The 21767-nt window shown below is 59.2% G+C and carries 21 protein-coding genes; 5 read left to right on the forward strand and 16 right to left on the reverse strand.

The genetic code is table 11. The annotated features are described in order from the left end of the window. Nucleotides 1–248: 248 nt before the first annotated feature. Together mdtI and QQL64_RS06020 are read right to left on the reverse strand one after the other, a co-directional pair. Entirely contained in the window at nucleotides 249–581 is a 333-nt protein-coding gene (gene mdtI, locus QQL64_RS06015) for a multidrug/spermidine efflux SMR transporter subunit MdtI (RefSeq protein WP_345782631.1), read from the reverse strand. A 9-nt stretch (nucleotides 582–590) separates the two neighbouring features. Then, a complete protein-coding gene (locus QQL64_RS06020) occupies nucleotides 591–920 on the reverse strand; it encodes an SMR family transporter (RefSeq protein WP_284396973.1) in 330 nt (109 codons plus the stop codon). Between the two features lie 228 nt (nucleotides 921–1148). Here QQL64_RS06020 and QQL64_RS06025 point away from each other — a divergent pair, with 228 nt between their 5' ends. Next, nucleotides 1149–2276: a Cache 3/Cache 2 fusion domain-containing protein gene (locus QQL64_RS06025; protein ID WP_284396976.1), complete on the forward strand. Its 1128-nt coding sequence runs from the start codon at nucleotides 1149–1151 to the stop codon at nucleotides 2274–2276. 49 nt (nucleotides 2277–2325) lie between these two features. Continuing rightward, on the forward strand, nucleotides 2326–2898 hold the full coding sequence (locus QQL64_RS06030) for a DUF8082 domain-containing protein (protein WP_284396977.1): 573 nt from the start codon (nucleotides 2326–2328) through the stop codon (nucleotides 2896–2898). A gap of 135 nt (nucleotides 2899–3033) precedes the next feature. Here the strand turns inward: QQL64_RS06030 and QQL64_RS06035 are convergent, their stop codons facing one another. Further along, nucleotides 3034–3969 carry a hypothetical protein gene (locus QQL64_RS06035; protein ID WP_284396981.1) on the reverse strand — a complete coding sequence of 312 codons (936 nt, stop codon included), beginning with the start codon at nucleotides 3967–3969 and terminating at the stop codon, nucleotides 3034–3036. Nucleotides 3970–4336: 367 nt separating this feature from the next. Between QQL64_RS06035 and QQL64_RS06040 the strand changes: the two genes are divergently transcribed. Together QQL64_RS06040 and QQL64_RS06045 are read left to right on the forward strand one after the other, a co-directional pair. Beyond that, the gene (locus QQL64_RS06040; RefSeq protein ID WP_284396983.1) at nucleotides 4337–6259 is read left to right on the forward strand and encodes a glycosyltransferase family 39 protein; all 1923 of its coding nucleotides are present in this window, start codon (nucleotides 4337–4339) and stop codon (nucleotides 6257–6259) included. Between the two features lie 44 nt (nucleotides 6260–6303). After that, nucleotides 6304–7176: a CHAD domain-containing protein gene (locus tag QQL64_RS06045; RefSeq protein ID WP_284396985.1), complete on the forward strand. Its 873-nt coding sequence runs from the start codon at nucleotides 6304–6306 to the stop codon at nucleotides 7174–7176. Nucleotides 7177–7208: 32 nt separating this feature from the next. On the opposite strand, the gene QQL64_RS06050 is transcribed toward QQL64_RS06045, so the two are convergent. Next, nucleotides 7209–7646: a universal stress protein gene (locus QQL64_RS06050; protein ID WP_284396986.1), complete on the reverse strand. Its 438-nt coding sequence runs from the start codon at nucleotides 7644–7646 to the stop codon at nucleotides 7209–7211. Between the two features lie 171 nt (nucleotides 7647–7817). Further along, a complete protein-coding gene (locus QQL64_RS06055; RefSeq protein WP_284396987.1) occupies nucleotides 7818–8489 on the reverse strand; it encodes an NAD(P)H-binding protein in 672 nt (223 codons plus the stop codon). Between the two features lie 66 nt (nucleotides 8490–8555). On the opposite strand from QQL64_RS06055, the gene QQL64_RS06060 reads away from it, so the two are divergent. Further along, nucleotides 8556–9410, forward strand: a complete 855-nt coding sequence (locus QQL64_RS06060) for an NAD-dependent protein deacetylase (RefSeq protein WP_284396989.1) — start codon at nucleotides 8556–8558, stop codon at nucleotides 9408–9410. Here the strand turns inward: QQL64_RS06060 and tadA are convergent. From tadA to rlmN, 11 genes are all read right to left on the reverse strand, one after another. Further along, entirely contained in the window at nucleotides 9381–9875 is a 495-nt protein-coding gene (tadA, locus tag QQL64_RS06065) for a tRNA adenosine(34) deaminase TadA (RefSeq protein ID WP_284396991.1), read from the reverse strand. The genes QQL64_RS06060 and tadA overlap by 30 nt on opposite strands. Before the next feature lie 78 nt (nucleotides 9876–9953). Continuing rightward, nucleotides 9954–11534, reverse strand: coding sequence for a glutamine-hydrolyzing GMP synthase (guaA, locus tag QQL64_RS06070; RefSeq protein ID WP_284396993.1), 1581 nt, complete (start codon nucleotides 11532–11534; stop codon nucleotides 9954–9956). A 94-nt stretch (nucleotides 11535–11628) separates the two neighbouring features. After that, nucleotides 11629–13086, reverse strand: coding sequence for an IMP dehydrogenase (guaB, locus tag QQL64_RS06075; protein ID WP_284396995.1), 1458 nt, complete (start codon nucleotides 13084–13086; stop codon nucleotides 11629–11631). 164 nt (nucleotides 13087–13250) lie between these two features. After that, entirely contained in the window at nucleotides 13251–14102 is an 852-nt protein-coding gene (gene folD / locus QQL64_RS06080; RefSeq protein WP_284396997.1) for a bifunctional methylenetetrahydrofolate dehydrogenase/methenyltetrahydrofolate cyclohydrolase FolD, read from the reverse strand. A gap of 81 nt (nucleotides 14103–14183) precedes the next feature. Beyond that, nucleotides 14184–15353, reverse strand: a complete 1170-nt coding sequence (gene moeB, locus QQL64_RS06085) for a molybdopterin-synthase adenylyltransferase MoeB (RefSeq protein WP_284397000.1) — start codon at nucleotides 15351–15353, stop codon at nucleotides 14184–14186. A gap of 35 nt (nucleotides 15354–15388) precedes the next feature. Further along, a complete protein-coding gene (der, locus tag QQL64_RS06090; protein WP_284397003.1) occupies nucleotides 15389–16786 on the reverse strand; it encodes a ribosome biogenesis GTPase Der in 1398 nt (465 codons plus the stop codon). A 19-nt stretch (nucleotides 16787–16805) separates the two neighbouring features. Then, nucleotides 16806–18005 carry an outer membrane protein assembly factor BamB gene (gene bamB, locus QQL64_RS06095; protein ID WP_284397007.1) on the reverse strand — a complete coding sequence of 400 codons (1200 nt, stop codon included), beginning with the start codon at nucleotides 18003–18005 and terminating at the stop codon, nucleotides 16806–16808. Next, nucleotides 18002–18652, reverse strand: a complete 651-nt coding sequence (locus tag QQL64_RS06100; protein ID WP_284397008.1) for a YfgM family protein — start codon at nucleotides 18650–18652, stop codon at nucleotides 18002–18004. The genes bamB and QQL64_RS06100 overlap by 4 nt, the downstream gene beginning before the upstream one ends. A gap of 153 nt (nucleotides 18653–18805) precedes the next feature. Continuing rightward, a complete protein-coding gene (locus QQL64_RS06105; RefSeq protein WP_284397010.1) occupies nucleotides 18806–19777 on the reverse strand; it encodes a helix-turn-helix domain-containing protein in 972 nt (323 codons plus the stop codon). 71 nt (nucleotides 19778–19848) lie between these two features. After that, nucleotides 19849–20649: a type IV pilus biogenesis/stability protein PilW gene (pilW, locus tag QQL64_RS06110; RefSeq protein ID WP_284397012.1), complete on the reverse strand. Its 801-nt coding sequence runs from the start codon at nucleotides 20647–20649 to the stop codon at nucleotides 19849–19851. Further along, a complete protein-coding gene (gene rlmN, locus QQL64_RS06115) occupies nucleotides 20639–21763 on the reverse strand; it encodes a dual-specificity RNA methyltransferase RlmN (protein WP_284397013.1) in 1125 nt (374 codons plus the stop codon). The genes pilW and rlmN overlap by 11 nt, the downstream gene beginning before the upstream one ends. Nucleotides 21764–21767 lie beyond the last annotated feature (4 nt).

Here is a 21767-nt window from a genome sequence, read left to right on the forward strand (position 1 = left end):
ACCCCCTTTCCAGGCCTCAAGCTCGGCGGCGAATACGGGCAGGGGTGAGGGTGTAACGCTGCTGATACAGTCACGCAGGCCACCTGGGCGAGCTAGGTCAGTGGGTGTCATTGAAGGACCCGTGTGCGGGGGCCGCAGATGCAACGTGGGCGGTTTGTCTGCCGTCGCCACCAAGGGCTGAGTACCGCCCGCGGCTAAGCGCATACATGTGGGTATGCGGTCATAAACGAACCCTGGGCTCGCTGGCCCTACGCGAACTTCATCAGAATCACGCCTGCCATGATCAGCAGCATGCCGAACCAGCCGGATGGGCTGACGCGCTCGCGAAATAGCGCAATGCCAAATAGCGTTGTCGCCAACAGTCCTACCCCACCCCAAATGCCATAGGCGACCGAAAGCTCGATCCCCTTAATGGCGAAACTCAAGGCCGTAAAAGCCGCTAGCGCGCATGCAATCGCTGCAACGCCCGGTATCCACCGCGTAAGACCGTGCGATTGTTTCATCAGCACGTTGGCTGCTACCTCCAATGCAATAGCAATGGCGAGGTAGATAGCGTGAATCGGTTCAAAGGTCGGCAACATGGGAGCACCTCAATCGTGCGATGCGGTGCCGCGCTCAAGCAGCACGATGCCGACAATCATCAGCACGATGGCGCTGATCTTCATCAGACCGAGGTTCTCGTTGAACAACAGCGCCGCCATCAATGCGATCAAAACCAAACCTAGACTTTCCCACGCGCCGTAAGCAACGGTGATAGGGATGCGCTTTACCGCCATCGCCAGAGCCATGTAAGAGACGATCAGCATCACATACATCACGACGAGGCCTAACACTGGCGCGTTGAGCTGTCCCCATTTCATGGCCAGGGTGCCGACGACTTCGGTCAGGATCGCTAGAGCGAGAAAGATCCAGTAGCGCATAAAGATAGGCCGATAGTTACCAATGTGACTTTTTATGGCACACCGATCGCCCGGCGGATAGCCCGTTTCGTGGAGAAGATCAACGCAATCGACATATGGCGCTGATATGCTCGCCGTTGTGAGTTGACCGTCCTGTGCTCAACGATCATCCCGTGGCCCATGCTGGTTACAGTTTGATGACACAGAGAGACCGGTCGGCCCATCGAAACGTTTCAGGGGGAAAATAGAATGCTTCGACACTCTCTGCGGGTGCGTTTGTTGTTGCCTGTACTGGCATTGGTCCTGGCGGTCGTCGTCGTGGTTGCGCTTGTGCTTGCCACGATAGAAGCGAATCGCGTGAAAGCCGATGCCGCGGCCTCGATCAAAAGCCAAACTAGCTCACTGCAAAGTCTTTTAGCCGTAACGCGATCGATCATGCTGGACAGCGTGCACAGCTCGATGCGGCTGCTGCGTCAAGAAAGCGATGTATTAGGCACACCTAGTGCCGGTTCCGAGATAACGGTATCGGGTCGCCATGCCAACGAACTACTGCTTGGTAACAAACCACAGAGCAATACCTTTCAGCTTGTCGACAGTGTTACATCGACGATGGGAGGCACAGCCACCCTCTTCTCGAGTGCGGAAGACGGGTTCGTGCGCGTGTCCACCAATATCAAGAAAGATGACGGGAGCCGCGCCACGGGAACGCAGCTGGATCCGCATGGACCGGTGATCGCTGAAATTCGCAAAGGCCTGGCCTTCTACGGTGTCGTGGATATTCTCGGCAACCCGTATGTCACTGGTTACGAGCCGATCTACGACGGAAAGAATCCGAAGCCCATCGGCATTTGGTATGTCGGTTACAAGACAGACCTGCAAGTTCTCGACGATGTCATCAGCGACAGCCACGTGCTGGATTCGGGTTTCATTGCGTTGTTCGACAGCAAAGGCAAGTTGCGTTTCCATTCGAAAACCGGCGGCACCACTGACCCTGCACTGATAGAAAAAGTGGCCCAAGAGCAACCGTCGGATTGGAGCGTAGAGAAGGAAGATGTGCCGGGATGGGGCTTTACGCTCGTTTCTGCGTATCCCAAAAGTGACATTGAGAGTGTGATCGCACGGCAATCCATTTGGATCGGCATCATCGGCTTACTCATCTGCTTCATTCTGCTTGGACTGCAATCCGTCTTGATCTGGACCCGCGTGCTTCAACCGATCCAACATTTGACCGCCGTCGCCGACGAACTAAGCGTGGGCAAATGGGATCACACCATCGAAGAGGTTAAACTCAAAGACGAAATAGGCACTCTGGCGAAAGCCATCGCGCGCTTGTCAAACAGCGTACGATTGGCGATGGATCGACTCAACAAACGCTGAGCCGCCGTACCTACGGCGTCCAGTGTGATAACTGTCTAGAGAAGCAAGGATGGTCAGTGAATTTCGACCCCTCATCTCAGTCCTGCGCGAGCTGAAAACGCTCGCGCAGAAGAAAGCCTCGGGTTTCTTTTTTATTGCCACCGAGAGCAATCACTCGTCTACGATCCGCTTACGCAACGGCCATATCGAGGACGTTGTCTTCAGCAGGTACCGCAATGACGAAGCGGTGCGCTACTTGTCCAAAGTGACTACGGCACGCGCGCGATTCCAACCCGGCGCGATCAGCGCCACGGAGAACAAGGTCCCGCTGAGCGAAGCCGCACTGCAGTGGTTGCTTGGTGGTTTCGAGAGCGGCCCATCCGCACGGCAACCGCAAGAATCCAAGCCCGCTGCATCGGCCACGATAACCACTAAACTCGGTGGTCCAGGTCAACGCGAGATCGTGGAGAAGGTTGCGCTGAACTTCTTCGGCCCCATCGCGACGCTGCTTTGCGATGAAGCTTTCTCCGCCTCCAGCGACATCGAGCGAGTGCTCGCACAAATCGCATCGAACATGCCAACTTCGGAGGAAGCAGAGCGCTTCTTGGCGGAAGCACACGCTACCCTCGTCATTGGAAAGTAAGGCGCATCACGTCGGCTGGCTTTTCTCTTTACGCAGTCGCTCGTTTATCTCGTTAATCGGCAAACTGGCTATACCTAGGCGACCGACAACGAAACCAAAAGGCTCCCGGCGCAGCCGGGAGCCCAGTTAAATAAATCAGTCAACTGGAATGTTGATGATATTAGTAGTTCCCATGCACGCATCCGGTGGTCCGTAACATCCGGAAGTAGAATTGCTCGAATAAACTTCCGCAGGAGCGTAGGGAGAGGGCGAACTAAACTCGCGAACCGGGATATAAATTACAAAATTGCCGTCCGCCTGCATCGCCCCATATGTAGAGTTCCATTCTGAAATGCTATATGTCGAAGGCGAGGGCGTGGTTGTCCCAAACAGCGTCGTGTAACCCATGCCGTTAGCGCTGTTGGATAATTGGGCCGCCGTCATGACATAGAAAACGCCGGTCGTATAAAATCCAGCGTAAGCAGCACCCCTATTTGCGGTATTAGTCGCCCAAATAGCTTTTGTTGGGTTGTAAATGACAACGTTCCCGTCATTCTGATAGATCAGCTTGTATTGGCCTGCGGTGTAATACGTGTTCTGCTTCAAAGCGACGCCTTGGCCAAAAAACACGGCATCACCTGGCGGCGGATTACTATGATCCGACGTGTTAGAAGCCCAAAGCGGGACATTCGAGAAAACAATCCACTGTCCGTAGTCAGTAATTGCGGCGAAACCGGGCCTCTGGTAGGTCGTATTGGATGACCAAATGGCTTTGCCTGTTGCCTGGTTATAAAGAACAAAATTGCCGTCACTCTGCATAACTGCCCAGTCGGCGCCTTGACCCACAGTATTGGTGGACCAAAGAGCGGTCCCACTGAGCGTATAAACGACGAAATTACCATCCGTCTGCATCTGGGCAAAATACTGCCCGTTATCCGAGTAAATCCTCTGTCCAGCTTGCAAACCCTGCCCAGGATTGAGCATCCCGGCATAAGCCTGTCCCATGGACAATAGAAACAAACAGAAAAGAATACATAAGTGCTTCACTGCTATCTCCCTGACAAAGTTATATTTTGGCTTAAAGCCGTCCATGCAACGAATTCACAGACATGAATTCGCTGCCAACTTAGCGTAGCATTCTTGCTGCACGAGGAAAAATCGATATTTCGAAAACGTGCTCAATGCAAAGTTCTTGCGACACGCTTACGAAAATATCAGCTTCTCGCAAGCACTCGGAATAACTACGCGCGGAGTCCGCCGTAAGTGATGTAACGCACATAAACCTGATTAGGTGTCAGTGCGCGTCAGGAATGCCGATTTTTAGATTGAATAGCAGATTACTTCAATAAATGACGAACACTTGTGAATGCATGGCTTGCACCAAAGCGCCCGTCGTACTTTGCAATATTCTTTTGGCACGATTTCATTGCTGTGTCACAGACTATACGGGGGTCAGTACGTGAATTTTTCCACCCAAGCCCCCGCCCGATGGCAGGCTATTGTCTATGGACTGATTGCATTAATCGCTTGTGTCGGCGCGTTCGTCGGGCTTTCAGCAAGTGGTTTGTGGATCGACGAACTGTTTTCGGTCCTGGTGATTCATCATCACAACGGCCTTGGTGAGGTTTTCCGCCTCTCGCTCTCCGATGTCCACCCACCCCTTTACTATTTCTTTTTGTACTGTTGGACCCGTCTAGCGGGCTTCTCAGAATGGGCTTTGCGTTTACCGAGCGCGGTGTTTGCGGTGCTTGCGGTCGGTGTCTTTGCGATGGGAACGCGGCGCGTACTGAGCCCGGCGGCGATCGCTTTCGCATGTGCAGTAGGCACTGTGTCTGCGTTCTGGTTCAATCAATCGCAGAACGCGCGAAGCTACGCTCTATGCCTGACCTTCGCCGCGAGCCTGTTGTCGCTCGCCATCGCTTTGCACAGACGTGTGCGCGTACGCCCCGGTTTTCCCATTGCACATTGGCTGGCACTAAGCCTGCTGGGGCTCGTCGCCAGTCTCACGCATGCGTATTTGTTATTGGCGCTGGGCATGGTCTTGGCGTTCCTTCTTTTCACTGTGCCGTCGTGGCGATTGCGCGCGGCGCTGGTTGCGACCGGCCTGGTGGTACTCGCATTCAATGTTGCGTACTACAGGATGATGGTTCATTCGTCGCAACAGGATTTGCAAAATCTGTGGTTCAGCAACGACCTCGGTTTCTTTTCCACTCAGATTCGACAGGCGGCGACCGATCTCATGGCATCGCAGGTCGCGCTGGTGGTGGGACTGCTGCTCGTATTCGCCATTCAACGACGGATTGTCGGCGAGCCGTTCTTTGTTTTCGACGATATCGATACGCGCTGGACAACTGCCCTCGCGGGCTTCGTTCTGATCGGTGTAATCGTTTGCGGTATCGCCGTATCGATGTTGGTAGCGCCGTCGTTTTCGGATCGAAACTTACTCGCCTGCTCGCCTTTTGCCTGGTTGCTGATCGCGCGTCTTTACGATGCCGTCGGGCCGCGTGGGTATACGCGCAGCAGCGCTATCGTCGCCGTGCTCGGCATGATACTGATCGGCTCTTATCTGCTATTGCTGCGTGGGCGTGAGTTGCCGCGCACGGAAAACTGGCGTGAATCGGCTCGGTACGTGGAGCAGCTTCCAGGATGCGCTAACCAACCGCTACCGGTGATTCTTCCTTATCGCTTCGGCCATGCGACAACGTTCTTCCGTACGCTCGCCGAGCGCGACTTCTTCGGCTTTTACTTGCCGCAGACAGCTCAGACACAGGCGTATCTGCCGGCAGAATTCGCGGCACGACATCCGGCGGAGGGGTTGCCGCAACTGCTGGCGTCGCGTGCTGCACACGCCGATAGCGGCGGCTGCACGCTGCTGGCATGGGGCATCCATGATCTGGACGAGGCGTCCGCGCTCAAGATTGCGCTTGATCTGGCCCGCCAGCCTGGCGTCGCGCCGCGTCGCGTATTGATGCAGGAGTTCACGATCTATCAGCACGGACGGCTGACCTGGCAAAAGGTGCCGGAAGGCTATGTATTTCTGGCGGTGCCGCCGGCACCGGCCGGTTCGCAGGTTTTGCCACCCCCTGCTCCGCCCATTCCGTTGAATGATCATGACGAAACGGCCCTCGGCGACCGCGTAGTCATTGATTATCTGACCAGCTATGCGAGCCCTACTGGCGCGCCTTACCTGCTCGACACCTATTCGATACAGCGCTGGGCCACCGGAAAGGCGGTTCGCGAGGATTTCCTGACCGTTCATCGCCTGACTTGCGACCCGCCGACCAGCAAGACCAACTGGGATGTTTGGCCGGATCCGGCTTATCCCGGCTGCAGCGACCGGCCACCGCCGACGTCCGCCGGTAGCATCGATGGAGGGCTATGATGAGGGGCTAATCCGCGCAGACTGCCTTGAGGCGATCTGGACCGATGAACGATGCGAAGCAATGCAAAAGCTTGGATATCGGGTCGGCATTAGGGGCGCTGGCGGCCAAGGAGTGCCAGTCGCTGGAACACGCACTGGCGCTCCGCAAAGGGCGCCATGACGGTATCCACGAAGCGCGAAAATCGAGCCGACGGTTGCGCAGCCTGCTCGCTTTTCTCGAGCCACGATCAGATCGACGGATAGCCTCGCTCGACAAGACCTTGAAGCAGTTGGTCGATAGCTTTTCCGCGTTGCGAGATGCGCACGTAGCTGCGCGCACCGCGCGACTCCTCGCGGCTACTCACGCAGCCACGCTCACTCCATCGCTGATGGATGCGCTCGAACATCGCAGCGCGGCCTTACTGGATGAGGCACTCGAGAATGATCCCCATTGGCGTCGTCGGTCCGCCAAAGTACGGCGTATCGCCGTCGCCATCGAAGGCTTGCCTTGGCAACAAGTCACTCCGTCCACCGCAAAAAAAGTGCTCAAGCAGCATGTGCAGCGGATGAAAAAGGTGCGGCAAGCGGCGTTGGAGGAACGCACAACACCTGCTTTCCATCGTTGGCGTCGCCGTGCTCGGCAAGTTCGGTATCAACTCGAATTTCTGCGCACGGCTCGCCGCAAGGTCGGTATGAAGAAAAGACGCACGGAGCAATATGAGGCCCGGATAAAGCGTCTGAGTTTGCTCAGCGATCGACTTGGTTGGCGTCAGGATTTTCAGGTGTTCATGAGCGCACTCGATCAGCTGCCCGCTTCAATCGATATCGTCGCCTTGCGCGCGGCACTGAGCACAAAGTCAGCCACATTGTCGAAGGTGTCGCCACCCGAACCGGTAACGAAATCCGTCCGCATGTTCATTGCGCACGGCTCCCGATAGCCCATCTGAAAACCTGCGTGCTATGCAACGTATCAGTGGCACACAAGGACGGGGACATCGCAGCACGTCAGCAATTTGTTCGTTTCGCTACCTAGTAAAAGTCGATCGAGACTGGTGTAGCTGTGCGTTCCCATGACGATCAAATCGCAATGCTGTTGTTTGGCCGCACCGACAATGGCGACATAAGGGCGGCGGTCGAACGCATACCCACCATGCGACTCCACGCCGGCCTTCTTCGCCATCGCCTGAATGTCGGCCAGGTGTAGCTGCGCGCGGGCAACCGACCTTTCCACGTAAGAATCTTCCGCATGCTGAATGACGTCGGAAAAATAAGCGACCGCCGGAAGAGGCGCGAGGACGTGAAATGCATAGATGCGCGCGCCAAGCTTGCGTGCCAGCTCGACACCGGTTTCTGCGGCATGCATGGCATGCTCGGACCCATCCGTGGCTATCAGGACATGTGAGAACATGATGCCTCCTCGGGTCTGCCGACCCTCGCCGAGCGCACCGCACTCACCTTGCCGAGCTCCCTGTTTGCCACGACAGGTGCGTTGCCTGCCTCGGTGGACTCGCTGTCGATTTTACTCCCGCCGAGAAGCTCAGCGTCGAGGATCGCGGCTGCGTTGCCCCCTATGCCAGGGCTAACCTGCCGTGGCCAGGGCACGGATATCCGCAGCCTCGAGTACGGCTTTGTCGGCGCCATGTCTGGCAACTGCCAGCATCGCTTGCCCCATGATTTCCGTAGTAAGCATGACGTTAGGAAAAAACAGGCGCAGCGGTGTCAGTAGCGGTTTGGTCAAGCTGTACAACAACCGGTAGGAAGCCGTCTTTGATCGTATGCCATGCAGGGGCTGGATGGCGCCCGGTCGAAATAGATACGCCGCTTTGAACGGCAGCCGCTGCAAGGTATTTTCGGTACGCCCTTTTACGCGTGCCCACATGCTGCCTCCTTGCTCCGTGCTGTCGGTCCCCGCCCCGGATACGTAGACAAAAGTCATGCCAGGATTGAGCCGGGCCACGGTCTGGGCGACGGCTATGGTGAGGTCGTAAGTCAGTCGCGTGTATGCCGCCTCGGTCATGCCGGCAGACGAAATCCCCAGGCAAAAGAAGCAGGCGTCGAAGCCCTTCAAGTCGGCGGCAACGGAGTCGCCATCGAAAAGGTCGTGCTGCACGATTTCCTTCAACTTTGGATTTGGCTGCCCGGTCGCGGTTCTGCCTACGGTCTGGACAAGGGCGACGTCCTGCGCGAGCAAGCACTCCCGCAGCACACCTTGTCCAACCATGCCTGTGGCGCCATATATGAGCACGTTCATGAGATTTTCCTGAGCGGAAACGATGTCGCCAGCATAATCGAGCAGACCGAGACGCAATAAATAACCATGCCCAACGACAGCGGCCAGCACGCCCTCCAGCGATTCATCGCGGAACACCGGCGCCTGTTTGTATTGACCGGAGCCGGTTGCAGTACCGATTCGGGCATACCTGATTATCGCGATACCGACGGCAGCTGGAAGCGATCGCAACCGGTGACCTATCAGGCGTTCATAAGCGACACGCTGACGCGACAGCGCTATTGGGCGCGCAGCATGGTCGGTTGGCGTCGATTTGGGCACGCCCTGCCGAACGATACGCATCACGCCTTGTTCCAGCTCGAGCAGCTGGGCAAGGTGCAATTGCTGTTGACGCAGAATGTGGACGGCCTGCATCAGCGCGCAGGTAATCGCGATGTGCTGGATATGCACGGTCGATTGGATACGGTGCGATGCTTGGGATGCGAGCATCGCTCTCCGCGTCACACCTTCCAGCACATGTTGCTAGAGCTCAATCCATCTTGGGCGAAACTCGATGCTGCCGATGCACCGGACGGCGATGCCGATCTCGAGGGTCACGACTTCGGCACGTTCGTCATTCCGCCCTGCCCGCACTGCGGCGGCATGCTAAAGCCGGATGTGGTGTTCTACGGCGAGAACGTTCCGCGCGATCGCGTGGCGACAGCGATACAGGCGCTGGATGCGGCTGATGCCATGCTCGTCGTGGGTTCGTCCTTGATGGTTTTTTCGGGTTACCGATTTGCACACGCTGCCGCCAAAGCCGGCAAACCGATAGCAGCAGTCAATCTGGGGCGTACTCGCGCCGATCCGCTGCTGAGTTTGAAAGTCGAGCAGCCTTGCGCAGAGGCCTTGGCCTTTTTGCGCGACAACGCATCAACGGCGAGCGCGGAAGAAATCGCGTAACAATGCGGCCGATTCGTCGGCAAGTAGACCGCCTTGCACCTCGATGCGGTGGTTGTGACGATCGGAAACCAGCGTGTCGAACACACTGCCGGCGGCGCCGGTCTTGGGATCTATCGTGCCGTAGACGACGCGCCCGATGCGCGCATGCACCAGCGCCATCGCACACATCGCGCATGGCTCGAGCGTGACGTAAAGCGTGGCGCCGACGATGCGATAGTTCGCCAGTTTTTCCCCGGCCGCGCGCAACGCCATGATTTCGGCATGCGCAGTGGGATCGTGCAACGTGATATTGCGGTTCCAGCCCAAACCGACGATCTGGCCGTCCTGCACCAGCACGGCACCGACCGGTACTTCGTTTTCGGCATCGCGAGCGTGCTCGGCCAGCTGCAGAGCGCGGCGCATGTACGCCTCGTCCTCGGCGCTGAAGGCTGGCGACTCCGGATTGCTGGTCAATTCATCAGCCATTTCAGCTATTTATCAGACTTTCTTGCAGTGAACACCATGACGAATTAGCGCTGGTAGCGCGCTAACTCGATGATTTTATTATTCCCACTCAATGGTGGCGGGGGGCTTGCCGCTTATGTCATAAACGACACGAGAAACACCGCGTAACTCATTGATAATTCTATTTGAAACGGTACCAAGGAAGTCGTAGGGTAGATGCGCCCAGTGCGCGGTCATGAAGTCGATGGTCTCTACGGCACGTAGCGCGATCACCCATTCATACGCACGAGCATCGCCCACCACACCCACCGACTTCACCGGCAGGAACACCGCGAATGCCTGGCTGACCTGGTCGTACAGATTGGCTTTGCGCAACTCTTCGATGAAGACAGCATCGGCGCGTGCCAACAGTTCGGCGTATTCGGGCTTCACTTCGCCAAGGATGCGCACACCCAGCCCCGGTCCCGGGAACGGATGGCGATAGACCATATCGCGCGGCAGGCCGAGTTCGACGCCGATGCGGCGTACTTCGTCCTTGAACAGTTCGCGCAACGGTTCCACCAGCTTGAGCTTCATATGCTCAGGCAGGCCACCGACGTTGTGGTGACTCTTGATGACGTGCGCCTTGCCGGTCTTGCTGCCAGCCGACTCGATCACGTCCGGGTAGATCGTGCCCTGGGCCAGCCACTTCACATGACCATTGCCGGATGCGGTGACCTTGGCCGATTCCTCGTCGAAGATCTCCACGAACAGGCGGCCGATGATCTTGCGCTTGGCTTCCGGGTCGGCCACGCCTTCGAGTGCTTTGAAGTAACGCTCTGCGGCATTGACGCGGATGACCTTGACGCCCATGTGCTCAGCCATGGTGGCCATCACCTGGTCGCCCTCCTGCCAACGCAGCAGGCCGGTGTCCACGAACACGCAGGTCAGCTGATCGCCGATGGCGCGATGCAGGAGCGCTGCAACCACCGACGAATCCACACCACCTGACAGACCCAGCAGCACATGATCCTTGCCCACCTGCTCGCGCACGCGCGCGATCTGGTCGTCGATGATGTGCGCGGCGGTCCACAGTGTCTGACAGCCGCAGATCTCGGTGACGAAACGCTTGAGCAAGGCATTGCCCTGCTTGGTGTGCGTCACTTCAGGATGGAACTGCACGCCGTACCAGCGTTTGGCTTCGTTCGACATCGCGGCGACTGGAATACGATCGGTAGTCGCCGTGATGGTGAAGCCCGGCGGGGCCTTGGCGACATGATCGCCGTGACTCATCCACACTTCGAGCGCCTGAGTGGAAGCGTGATCGGTAAGACCGGCAAGCAGGCGATCCGCCACGACGACGTCGACACGTGCATGACCGAACTCGCGCGCATCGGCAGCTTCCGTGGCGCCGCCCAGCTGCGCCGCGAGCGTCTGCATGCCATAGCAAATGCCGAGGATCGGCAGGCCTGAATCGAACACTTGCTGCGGCGCTTTCGGCGCACCGTGCAGTGTGGTCGATTCCGGGCCTCCGGATAGGATGATGCCTTTTGCGCCGAACGCGGCAATTTCGGCAGGGTTGTGGTCCCAGGCCCAGATTTCGCAATAGACGCCGATCTCGCGGATACGCCGCGCAATCAGCTGGGTGTACTGCGCGCCGAAGTCGAGGATGAGGATCTTGTCGCTATGGATGTTGGTCATCGCGGCGAGGTCACAAAATGATGAAGAGATGGCATAAATCCAACCGTCATCCCGGCAGAGACCGGGATGACGAGCGCGGGTATGCTACGTGGCGTCACGAATTCAGCCGGTAATTCGGCGCTTCCTTCGTGATCTGGATATCGTGCGGATGCGCTTCGGTGACACCGGCCGAGGTGACTTTGACGAACTGCGCTTTGTTGCGCACGTCATCGATCGTCGCCGCGCCGAGATAACCCATCGAAGCACGCAGTCCACCGATCAGCTGGTGAATGATGTTGCGCAGCGGGCCGCGGTACGGCACGCGCCCTTCGATGCCTTCCGGCACCAGCTTGTCGGCATCGGCTTCGTCCTGGAAATAACGGTCCTTGGAACCTAGCGCCATCGCGCCGATCGAACCCATGCCGCGGTAGCTCTTGTAAGAGCGACCCTGGAACAGTTCGACTTCGCCCGGGGATTCTTCAGTGCCGGCGAACATCGAGCCGAGCATCACTGTCGATGCACCCGCAGCCAGCGCCTTGGGAATATCGCCGGAATAGCGAATGCCGCCGTCGGCGATCAGCGGTATCTCGTCCTTCAGCGCGGTCGCGACCATATCGATGGCGGTGATCTGCGGCACGCCCACACCCGCGACAACGCGCGTAGTGCAAATCGAGCCGGGGCCGACACCCACCTTCACGGCATCGACGCCGGCATCGAGCAGCGCACGCGCCGCTTCGCCGGTGACGATGTTGCCGGCGATCACCTGCACCTGCGAATAGCGTTTCTTCACCCAAGCCGCACGATCGATCACGCCTTGGGAATGGCCATGTGCGGTATCGACCACGATCACATCCACACCGGCATCGATCAGTGCTTCAACGCGCTGCTCGGTATCGCCACCTACGCCGACAGCCGCGCCGACCAGCAGGCGCTCGTGTGCATCCTTGGCGGCATTGGGGTTGTCGCGCGCTTTTTGGATGTCCTTGACCGTGATCAGGCCGCGCAGCTGGAAGGCATCGTTGACGACCAGCACTTTTTCGATGCGGTTCTTGTGCAGCAGCAGCAGCACTTCGTCCTGGCTGGCACCTTCGCGCACGGTGACCAGCTTTTCCTGACGCGTCATGATGTTGCGTACCGGATCGTCGTGCTTGCGTTCGAAACGCAGATCGCGGCTGGTGACGATGCCGACCAGCTGCTCGCCTTCGACCACCGGAACGCCGGAGATGTTGTGCGCACGGGTCAGCTTGAGCACATCGCGGATCGAAGTATGCGGGCTGACAGTAATCGGGCTGCGGATGACACCGGCCTCGAACTTCTTCACCAGGCGCACTTCGGCGGCCTGCTGCTCAGCAGTCATGTTCTTGTGGATGATGCCGATGCCGCCGTTCTGCGCCATGGTGATAGCAAGCCGGGCTTCGGTGACCGTGTCCATGGCAGCGGACACGATGGGGATGTTTAGCCTGAGGTTCCGCGTGAGGCGCGTGGAGGTATCCACGTCGCGCGGTAAGACTTGGGAATGGGCCGGGACGAGGTAAACGTCGTCGTATGTAAGGGCCTCGGCGAGGATGCGCATGCGAAAAGTCCCGCTGCAAAGAGAGGATTATACGCGGGAGCCGGTCAGGGCGCGACTGCTGCCGGATAAAAATCGTGCCAGATGGAGCGTTGAAACCGGGCTGGAATATGCTCGTTTAACTGCCATTTGGCATGAGGCCCTGGGCCCGCATTCCCAGGGCGTCGCTACTTTCGCGCTTCCGCAGCTTCGAGTGTGTTTTCCATCAGGGTCGCCACGGTCATCGGGCCAACGCCGCCGGGGACCGGAGTGATCCAGCTCGCGCGCTCGGAAGCCACCTCGAAATCCACGTCGCCAACTAGACGTCCATCGTCCAGCCGATTGATGCCGACATCGACCACGACAGCACCTGGCTTGATCCAGTCGCCCTTCACCAGCCCCGGCTTACCTACCGCAACAACCAGGATATCGGCTTGTCGCACATAGGTTTCAAGGCTGCGCGTAAAGCGATGGCAACAGGTGGTGGTGCAACCGGCGATCAGCAGCTCCAGCGCAAGCGGACGCCCAACGTGATTGGAAACGCCGACGACCACGGCGTGCTGGCCACGGACCGGACGATCGGTATGTCCGAGCAGGGTCATCACACCTTTGGGTGTGCACGGCCGCAAACCGAATCGGCGCAGCGCGAGGCGGCCGACATTAACGGCCTGAAAGCCGTCCACGTCCTTGTCTGGATCGATGCGGTCGACCAGGGCGTCTTCGTCGATATGGTCAGGCAACGGCGATTGCACCAGGATGCCGTGCACGGCGGGATCGGCGTTGAGGCGATCGATCAATTCGAACAGTTCCGCCTGCGTAGTCTTGGACGGCAGATCGTAATCGAAGGAGCGGAAGCCGACCTGATGACAGGCCTTGCGCTTGTTACGCACGTAAACCGAAGACGCCGCGTCGTCACCTACCAGCACGACGGCGAGGCCGGGTTCGACGTGACCTTGCGCCTTGCGTTCGCTCACGCGCTTGCCGATCCGTTCCAGCACTTCCTGTGCGATGCGCTTGCCGTCGAGGATGCGTGCGTTCATGAGGTGTCCTGGTCTTCCCGAGCGGACATTATCCCGGCTTGTGTAGCAACTCGCCACGCCTGCCGACACTTAGATAAGCTCCTAGCCGTTGGCTGCGCAGAAGCGCTCGATGTCCTCATAGCCATGGAAGGTGGCTGTCGAACCACATCCCGGACAGGCTGGATCGCGTGGCAGGCGCGTTTCGCGGAAGCGCATGCTCAGGACGTCGAACGACAGCAGCCGTCCAATAAGTGGCTCACCGAGATCCAGAATCAGCTTTAGCGCTTCGCTCGCCTGCAGCAATCCGACGATGCCAGGCAGCACGCCAAGCACGCCAGCTTCACTGCAATTAGGTGCATCGGCGGCGGCCGGAGGTTCGGGAAACAGGCAGCGATAACACGGCGAATCGGTCCGACGCGGATCGAATACGCTGACCTGCCCCGTAAAACGCTCGACGGCACCGTAGACCATCGGCATATTCAACCGCCGCGTCGCTGCGGCAAGCAGATAGCGCGCTGGGAAATTGTCGGCACCGTCGATAACCAAGTCATGTCCGCTCAGCAGACGCTCGACGTTGTCCGCGCGTAAACGTTCGTTGTGCAAATCCACCTGCACGCGTGGATTGAGCGCAGCCAAGGTCATACGCGCCGATTCCGTCTTGGCCATGCCTACGCGTGTATCGGCGTGGATGACCTGTCGGTGCAGATTCGAGCGTTCGACGCGATCATCGTCGATCAGGGTGAGCCGCCCTACTCCCGCCGCCGCAAGGTACAACGCGGCCGGCGCGCCCAGCCCACCCGCACCCAGCAGCGCGACGCTGGCCTGGCTCAGCTTGAGCTGTCCGGACTCGCCGACTTGGGGCAACCGCAACTGCCGGGCATAGCGTTCGGCGGCATCTGCGTCGAGATTGCCCGTGCTGATCGGCAGGCCTTCGCTTTTCCAACGCTCGAAACCGCCGGCAACGGAGAAGACATGTCGATAGCCCATTCGCTGCAGGGCTTCGGCTGCAAGCAGAGAACGCCGGCCGCTGCCGCATAACGTAAGCATGATGCGGTCGCGATGTGGTTCGTGGTCTTCAATACGCAGCTCGAGGAATCCGCGCGACAGAGCCAGCGCGCCAGTGGGTAACCCCGCCGCCCGCTCGTCGTCTTCGCGCACGTCGATCAGCAGTGCGCCTTGTGCTTGCCGGTTGAAGGCCTCGGTAGGTGAAATCTCCGGCACGCGCTGACGCAACGCGGCCAACCAGGATTCGCGGTCGAGGGATTCGCTCATGTGCACAGTGTAGGACGAAGCGGGTGCAATGCCCGTTATTTGCGTCGCTTCATCTCGCGGATCATGCGCTGGCGCTTGCGCTGCTGCCCCTCGGTAAGCACATTCCTTTTGCCCGCAAAGGGGTTGTCGCCATCGCGGAACACGATACGAACCGGCGTTCCCTCCAGCTTGTATCGCTTGCGGAAGAAGTTTTCCAAATAGCGCTGATAGGCTGGCGCGATGTGCTTGGTGCGGCTGCCGTGGATCACGATGGTCGGCGGATTGCTGCCGCCCGGATGTGCGAAGCGCAGTTTCGGCGCGTGTCCGCGTACCAGCGGCGGCTGATAACTTTCGTAAGCACGCTCTAGCGTCTTCGTGAGATCCGACGAACTGAGCTCGCGTGTGGCGGCAGCATGTGCACGCACGATTGCGCGCATCAATTCGCGCAAACCAGAACCGTGCAGCGCAGAAATGAATACTTGCTTGGCCCAGTCGACGAATACAAGCCGACGTTCGAGCGCGCGTTGGCATTGTTCGCGCTGGTAGGTATCCATCCCGTCCCACTTGTTGACGGCAATGACCAGCGCCCTGCCCTCGTCGAGCGCGTGACCGATCAGCGTGAGATCCTGATCGGCAAGATTTTCGCGAGCGTCGATCATCACCACAACGACCTGCGCCGCCGCCATGGATTGCAGCGTCTTGATGACGCTGAACTTCTCGACGACTTCTTCGACGCGCGCCCTGCGTCGTACGCCGGCGGTGTCGATCAGCGTGTAGCGTTTGCCGTCGCGTTCCAGCGGCACGCGAATCGGGTCGCGTGTGGTGCCGGCGACGTCGGAAACGATCAAGCGATCCTCGCCGAGCAGGCGATTGATCAGCGTCGATTTGCCTGCATTGGGGCGACCGACGATGGCGACGCGAATGCTGTCTGCTTCTTCCGGCGACAACTCTTCGTGAGTGTCTTCCGGCAACAGCGGCAATGCGCAGGCAATCAGATCCTCAGTACCGCGGTTGTGTGCAGCGGCGAGCGGCAAGGTCTGGGCAATGCCGAACACGGCGAATTCCGCCATCGCGTTCTGTTCGTCCAGACCATCGGTCTTGTTGACGGCTGCAATGATCGGCTTGCCGCTGCGGCGAAGCTCATCGAGGATGCTGCGATCCTGTGGCAGCAGACCATCGCGCGCATCCACGACGAACACCAACACTTGCGCCTCGTCGATGGCCAGACGCACCTGTTGCGCAGTGAGTGCATCGATGCCTTCGTCGACACCGGATAGGCCGCCGGTGTCGACCACCACAAACGGACGTGAGCCGATGCGGCACACGCCGTAATGACGATCTCGGGTAACGCCCGGCATATCGGCTACCAGGGCGTCGCGGCTACGCGTCAGCGCATTGAAAAGGGTCGATTTACCGACGTTGGGACGACCGACCAGGGCGATGACAGGCAGCACGAATCATGGTTTCCAGAGATTATTTCGCGCCGAGGCGATAGGCGGCGATATGGCCTTGCACGTCTACGACGTACGCCATGTCGCCAGCCACGAGCGGCTGGGCACGGATGGCTTTCTTGGAAAGACGTTCGCGCGCTGCTAGGGCACCGTCGCCAACCTGCAGCCAGTGCACATATCCTTCGATGTCGCCGGCGACAACGTAGTCGCCCTGCACGGCCGGGGCAGTGAGCCAGCGGTATTTCAGCGCATCGCTCTTCCACATGTCGGCGCCGCTGCTCTTGTCGAACGCCCAGACTTGGGACTCGTCATTGACACCGAACAGGCTGTTGCCACTGGCCGCTACCGAGGTATAGCTGGAAAACGGACGCGCCCACATCTGACGGCCGCTGGGGCCGTCCACGGCCGACAGGTTGCCGTGATAGGCCGCGGCATACAGGCTGGTTCCGTCCAGCACGACGCTGCCATCGGCATCGTTCATGCGATCGATGTCGGTGCGACCTTCGCCGCTCGCCAGCTTCTGTTCCCAGAGCTTCTCGCCGTTATCCAGGCGCAGTGCGATCAGCTTGCCGTCGTCGCTGCCGAAGAAAATCACGCCATTGGCGATCAGTAACGGACCGTTGCCGCGCAAGCTGAGCAAGGGCACATTGCCCTGATCGTTCACCCAGCGGCGTTCGCCGGTGCCGCTGTCCAGGCCGTAAACGCGTCCGTCCTGGGTGCGAACAACGGTCAACTGCCCGGCAATCGCCGGCGAGTCGATAACTTCCGAAGGCAGCGTGGTGATCCAGCGCTCGCTGCCGTCTTTGGTGCTGAGACCGTACACATGTCCATCGAGTGTGCCGATGACCAGCAGGTCGCCGGAAGCTGCAGGGCCGCCCGAATAGAAGGCGTCTTTGCGCTTTTTGTCACCCCAGCCGAACCAGCCGTGGGTACGTGTTTTCTTCTCCCACAGGGTCTTGCCGGTGGCGGCATCGTAGGCGGCAACCGCGCCGTCGGTGCTGGCGGCATACAGCACGCCATCAACGACCGCAGGCTGCATCCGCACGCCGCTGTCGCCCGCGCCATGACCGACGCGCGCGGTCCACACCTTGGCCACCTTCACTGTGGGCACGAAGTCCTTGGCCAGCGGTGTCGGCGGCTGGATGTTTTCTTTTTTAAACGAATGACAGCCTGCAAGGGCCACCAGCGAACCAGTCAATACGATCAGCCAAAAACGTTTCATGCACCCTGCTTCCCGGCCGCGGCCAGATCGTCGATTTTCATTTGCACTTCATTGCCCTGCTGGACACCGGGGCCCATGGCTTTGACGGCGGCCTGATATGCCTTCAGGGCATCGTCGCGCCGTCCAAGCTTGACCAGCGCATCGCCGCGTAGTTCCTCACCCACGATGCCGTAGCTGTCTGCGGGCATGCGGTTGAGCGCGCTCAAAGCTTCTTGGGCGTTACCTTGAGCCATCTGCACGCGTGCGATTCGCAGCTCAACCAGGGCTTTAAGTTCCGGGCTGGGTGCATGCTGCTCTGCCCAGGCGAGCGATTCCAACGCCTTGTCCAACTGCTTGGATTCAACCTGCCGGCGCGCGCGGTCGCTGACGGCGAACATGGCATACGGTGTATCGGCGTAATCGTTCATCAACTGCTGTACGAGGACGTCGGCGGCGTTGCTGTTGCCGCTATCGATGACCGACTGCAGCTGCTGATAGAGACCGGATGCCGCGGTCTGATGTCCAACACGATGATTGCGCCACTGCTGGTATCCGAAAATGGCGATCAGGCCGATGACGACACCCACGACGATCGAAAGGCCATTTTGCCTCAGCCATTTTTGTACGCGTTCGCTTTGTTCGTAGTCGTCGTATGCATCAAATGCCATGCAATCACCGTATCGCGAAAGACGCCGCAGGGCGCCACAGGGGGTGTACTTTTAAGCCGCCGCGACTCGGCGGCAGACCGCATTGCCCGCCTTGGGGGCGAACAATGCGCAAGCATAACCGATCAGGGTGATCGGGGGACGCCAGGTGGTTCGTCAGGCGCCAGCGGGCGCCGCTTTGCCATCCTGGATGTCGACGCGGAAATGCGCCACGTTCGAGTGGCGGTACTGATCCAGCGTCATCGGCTGGCCGTCGAGACTGACCTGTGCCCCGGCAGCATTGCCGATGCGCACTTCGAGCGATTGGTCGCTGCGATAGGTCTTGACCGTTCCGGCAGGCAGCAAGCCGTATTCGAGACGCGAGCCATCCTTGCCAGTCACTTCCACCCAACTGCTGTTGGCGAGGTTGAGCGTGAGACTGTGCCCGCCATTACCGATGGTGGCCGCAGCCGGATTGTTACCGGATGACGGCGTAATGGTGGCGTCGCCGTCGAGGTTGGGCACCGGCACCATCGAGGCCAGCAGCGGTTGCTCAGAGGTATGTGACACCGATGTCGCCAGCGCTGGTGCTGCCGTAGGAGCGGCCTGCTGGGCCAACGCCGTAGCGTTGGCGGGAGCACTTGCAGTGCTGCCCGACGGCGCCGGCACAGCCGGAGGCGGTGCATCCTGTTGCGCGACGGGTGCCGCGTCGAGAGGAGCCAGATGGCTCATGTCGTGCGTCAACGTACCGCGCATACCCAACCATACCGTCGGTACGGCAATGACCAACGTCAGCACCACATACGTGGCGGCGGTGGCGTAGCGGTCAAAAAGATATCGGGAATGCGAAATGCCGCCGGTTGCGACCAGCGGAGGCTGGCTGGGTCTGAGCCGGGCCACCGCGGTTTCGATGTCGGCTTCATCGATCTCCAGATACCGCGCGTACTTGCGGATATAGCCGCCGAGGTACACCTGGTAATCGATGCCGTCAAACTCGTTGTTCTCGAGCTGGCGCAGCACTCGCAAGGGCAAACGCAACGCGTGACCGCAGCTTTCCAGGTCAAGGCCGCGCGCCTCACGTACGGCACGCAAGCGCGAACCAAAGCCAGAAGCTTCGTTGAAGCGGAATTCGGCAGCGTTCTGATCCATGTTCACTGCCGTCGTGGCGGACTCAGCGGAGGTTGTTTCCCCCTGTCCTGCCGGATTGGACTGCTCGGAAATCATGGGCGTACGTTTTGATTGAGGGCCTGTGCCTGTTCCGATTCCGGGAACTGGCTTATGAGCCGTTTACTGTAGCTTTGAGCAGCATCCTTGTCGCCCAGGCGGGATTCGATGTCATAACCCAGCTTCAACGAATCGGGGCTGGATTGACCCAACGCGTCGAATCGCTGCAGGAAAGCGCTGGCGTGGAACGCGTCGTTATTAAGATAGAGCACGCTGGCGAGTTGCAACAGCGCGCTGGCGTTATTCGGATTGCGCTGTACGGCCTGACGGAAATTGGCCTCGGCACTGGCGCGGTCATTCAACTTCAACTGACAGACACCCTGATTAGTAAGCGCTACATCGGGCGTCGTATAGAACGGATCGGCGACCGCCTTGGCGAAGTACGCCAGCGACTCCTGCTCCTTGCCGTCGTGACACAAGAAGACACCGAGGTTGTTGTTGGTATCGCCCTTGTCGGGCGCCAACTCGACTGCCCTGCGGTAATGGATTTCCGCATTGTGCGTATCGTCGATGCGCTCGTAGATATACGCGATCACCGTCTGCGCAGGGACATAGCTCGGATCGTCGTCGATGGCGAGCTTGACCTTTTGCAGCGCGCCCTGCAGATCGCCGATTTCAATGTAGTGCTGCGCAAGGCTGGTATGCACTTGTGCGGCGCTTTGGGCTTTCTGAGCCCGAGTTTCTGCCGGGAGCTTCGGGGTCGGTGCTTGCGGAACAACCATATCTGTCTTGGAACAGCCCGCCAGCAAAGCGACTGCGGCTATGCCTATGCCAAGCAAAATACGATTACGCCGCATGAGCTGCATCCTCGTCCAAACGTTTGCGGAACTCGGCCTGGCGGCGCGTACGATCCAATACCTGCCCTTTCAGCTGGCCGCAGGCGGCATCGATATCGTCGCCGCGGGTGCGGCGCAGCATGGTCAGGATATGGGCGTTGAGCAGCTGGGTCTGGAACGCGCGAATCACTTCCGGTTCGGAGCGTTCGAAGCGCGTGCCAGGAAATGGATTGAACGGAATCAAGTTGACTTTGCAGGTCGGCAGTCGACGCATCAGTTTGATCAACTGGCGTGCATGTTCCGGCTGGTCGTTCACGCCCTTCATCAGCGTGTATTCAAAGGTGATCGACGTGCGCGGCTTGCGCGCGATCCAGCGCTGGCAAGATGCGATGAGTTCGGCAATCGGGTAACGCTTATTGAGCGGCACCAGTTCGGTGCGCAACTCGTCGTTCGCTGCGTGCAGTGAAACGGCGAGTGAGACGTCGATGCTTTCGGACAGTTTGTCGATCATCGGCACCAAGCCGGCGGTCGATAGCGTCACGCGCTTGGAGGCGAGGCCGAAACCGAGATCGTCGCGCATCAGGCTCATCGCCTTCACGACATTGTCGAAGTTCAGCAGCGGCTCGCCCATGCCCATCATCACCACGTTGGTGATGCGGCGGTTCTGGTGCGTGACGTTACCGAGATACTTCGCGGCCACCCACACCTGGCCGATGATCTCGGACGTCGCCAAATTGCGGTTGAATCCTTGGGTTGCCGTAGAGCAAAACTGGCAGTTCAGGCCGCAACCTACCTGCGAAGACACGCATAGCGTGCCGCGGGTGGGCTCGGGAATGTACACGGCTTCCACCGCGTTACCGCCATCCATGCCCAGCAGCCATTTGTGCGTGCCGTCGGCGGCGCCCTTCTCGAACATGGTCTTCGGGGGACCGATATAGCAAGACGCTTCGAGCTTTGCTCGAAGCGCTTTGCCGACATCGGTCATGTTCTCGAAGTTGTCTTCCAGGTGGTGATAGATCCACTTCATCACCTGCTCGGCGCGATACGGCTTCTCGCCGATCTGCGCGAAGAAATCACGCAGACCTTGGCGATCGAAGTCGAGCAGGTTGACCTTTTCCACCGGATTCACTTGCATCACA

Source organism: Dyella lipolytica (assembly GCF_030160075.1).
GTDB lineage: Bacteria > Pseudomonadota > Gammaproteobacteria > Xanthomonadales > Rhodanobacteraceae > Dyella_B > Dyella_B lipolytica.

Excerpts from the sequence above, each read along its gene's own strand:
- QQL64_RS06100 (WP_284397008.1), bottom strand. The coding sequence starts at position 18,652 with ATGGCATTTGATGCATACGACGACTACGAACAAAGCGAACGCGTACAA.
- QQL64_RS06035 (WP_284396981.1), bottom strand. The coding sequence starts at position 3,969 with ATGGACGGCTTTAAGCCAAAATATAACTTTGTCAGGGAGATAGCAGTG.
- QQL64_RS06055 (WP_284396987.1), bottom strand. The coding sequence starts at position 8,489 with ATGAACGTGCTCATATATGGCGCCACAGGCATGGTTGGACAAGGTGTG.
- bamB (WP_284397007.1), bottom strand. The coding sequence starts at position 18,005 with ATGAAACGTTTTTGGCTGATCGTATTGACTGGTTCGCTGGTGGCCCTT.
- QQL64_RS06025 (WP_284396976.1), top strand. The coding sequence starts at position 1,149 with ATGCTTCGACACTCTCTGCGGGTGCGTTTGTTGTTGCCTGTACTGGCA.
- QQL64_RS06020 (WP_284396973.1), bottom strand. The coding sequence starts at position 920 with ATGCGCTACTGGATCTTTCTCGCTCTAGCGATCCTGACCGAAGTCGTC.
- tadA (WP_284396991.1), bottom strand. The coding sequence starts at position 9,875 with ATGGCTGATGAATTGACCAGCAATCCGGAGTCGCCAGCCTTCAGCGCC.
- QQL64_RS06045 (WP_284396985.1), top strand. The coding sequence starts at position 6,304 with ATGAACGATGCGAAGCAATGCAAAAGCTTGGATATCGGGTCGGCATTA.
- QQL64_RS06060 (WP_284396989.1), top strand. The coding sequence starts at position 8,556 with ATGCCCAACGACAGCGGCCAGCACGCCCTCCAGCGATTCATCGCGGAA.
- guaA (WP_284396993.1), bottom strand. The coding sequence starts at position 11,534 with ATGACCAACATCCATAGCGACAAGATCCTCATCCTCGACTTCGGCGCG.
- mdtI (WP_345782631.1), bottom strand. The coding sequence starts at position 581 with ATGTTGCCGACCTTTGAACCGATTCACGCTATCTACCTCGCCATTGCT.
- pilW (WP_284397012.1), bottom strand. The coding sequence starts at position 20,649 with ATGCGGCGTAATCGTATTTTGCTTGGCATAGGCATAGCCGCAGTCGCT.
- QQL64_RS06105 (WP_284397010.1), bottom strand. The coding sequence starts at position 19,777 with ATGGATCAGAACGCTGCCGAATTCCGCTTCAACGAAGCTTCTGGCTTT.
- QQL64_RS06030 (WP_284396977.1), top strand. The coding sequence starts at position 2,326 with ATGGTCAGTGAATTTCGACCCCTCATCTCAGTCCTGCGCGAGCTGAAA.
- guaB (WP_284396995.1), bottom strand. The coding sequence starts at position 13,086 with ATGCGCATCCTCGCCGAGGCCCTTACATACGACGACGTTTACCTCGTC.
- moeB (WP_284397000.1), bottom strand. The coding sequence starts at position 15,353 with ATGAGCGAATCCCTCGACCGCGAATCCTGGTTGGCCGCGTTGCGTCAG.
- rlmN (WP_284397013.1), bottom strand. The coding sequence starts at position 21,763 with ATGCAAGTGAATCCGGTGGAAAAGGTCAACCTGCTCGACTTCGATCGC.
- folD (WP_284396997.1), bottom strand. The coding sequence starts at position 14,102 with ATGAACGCACGCATCCTCGACGGCAAGCGCATCGCACAGGAAGTGCTG.
- QQL64_RS06050 (WP_284396986.1), bottom strand. The coding sequence starts at position 7,646 with ATGTTCTCACATGTCCTGATAGCCACGGATGGGTCCGAGCATGCCATG.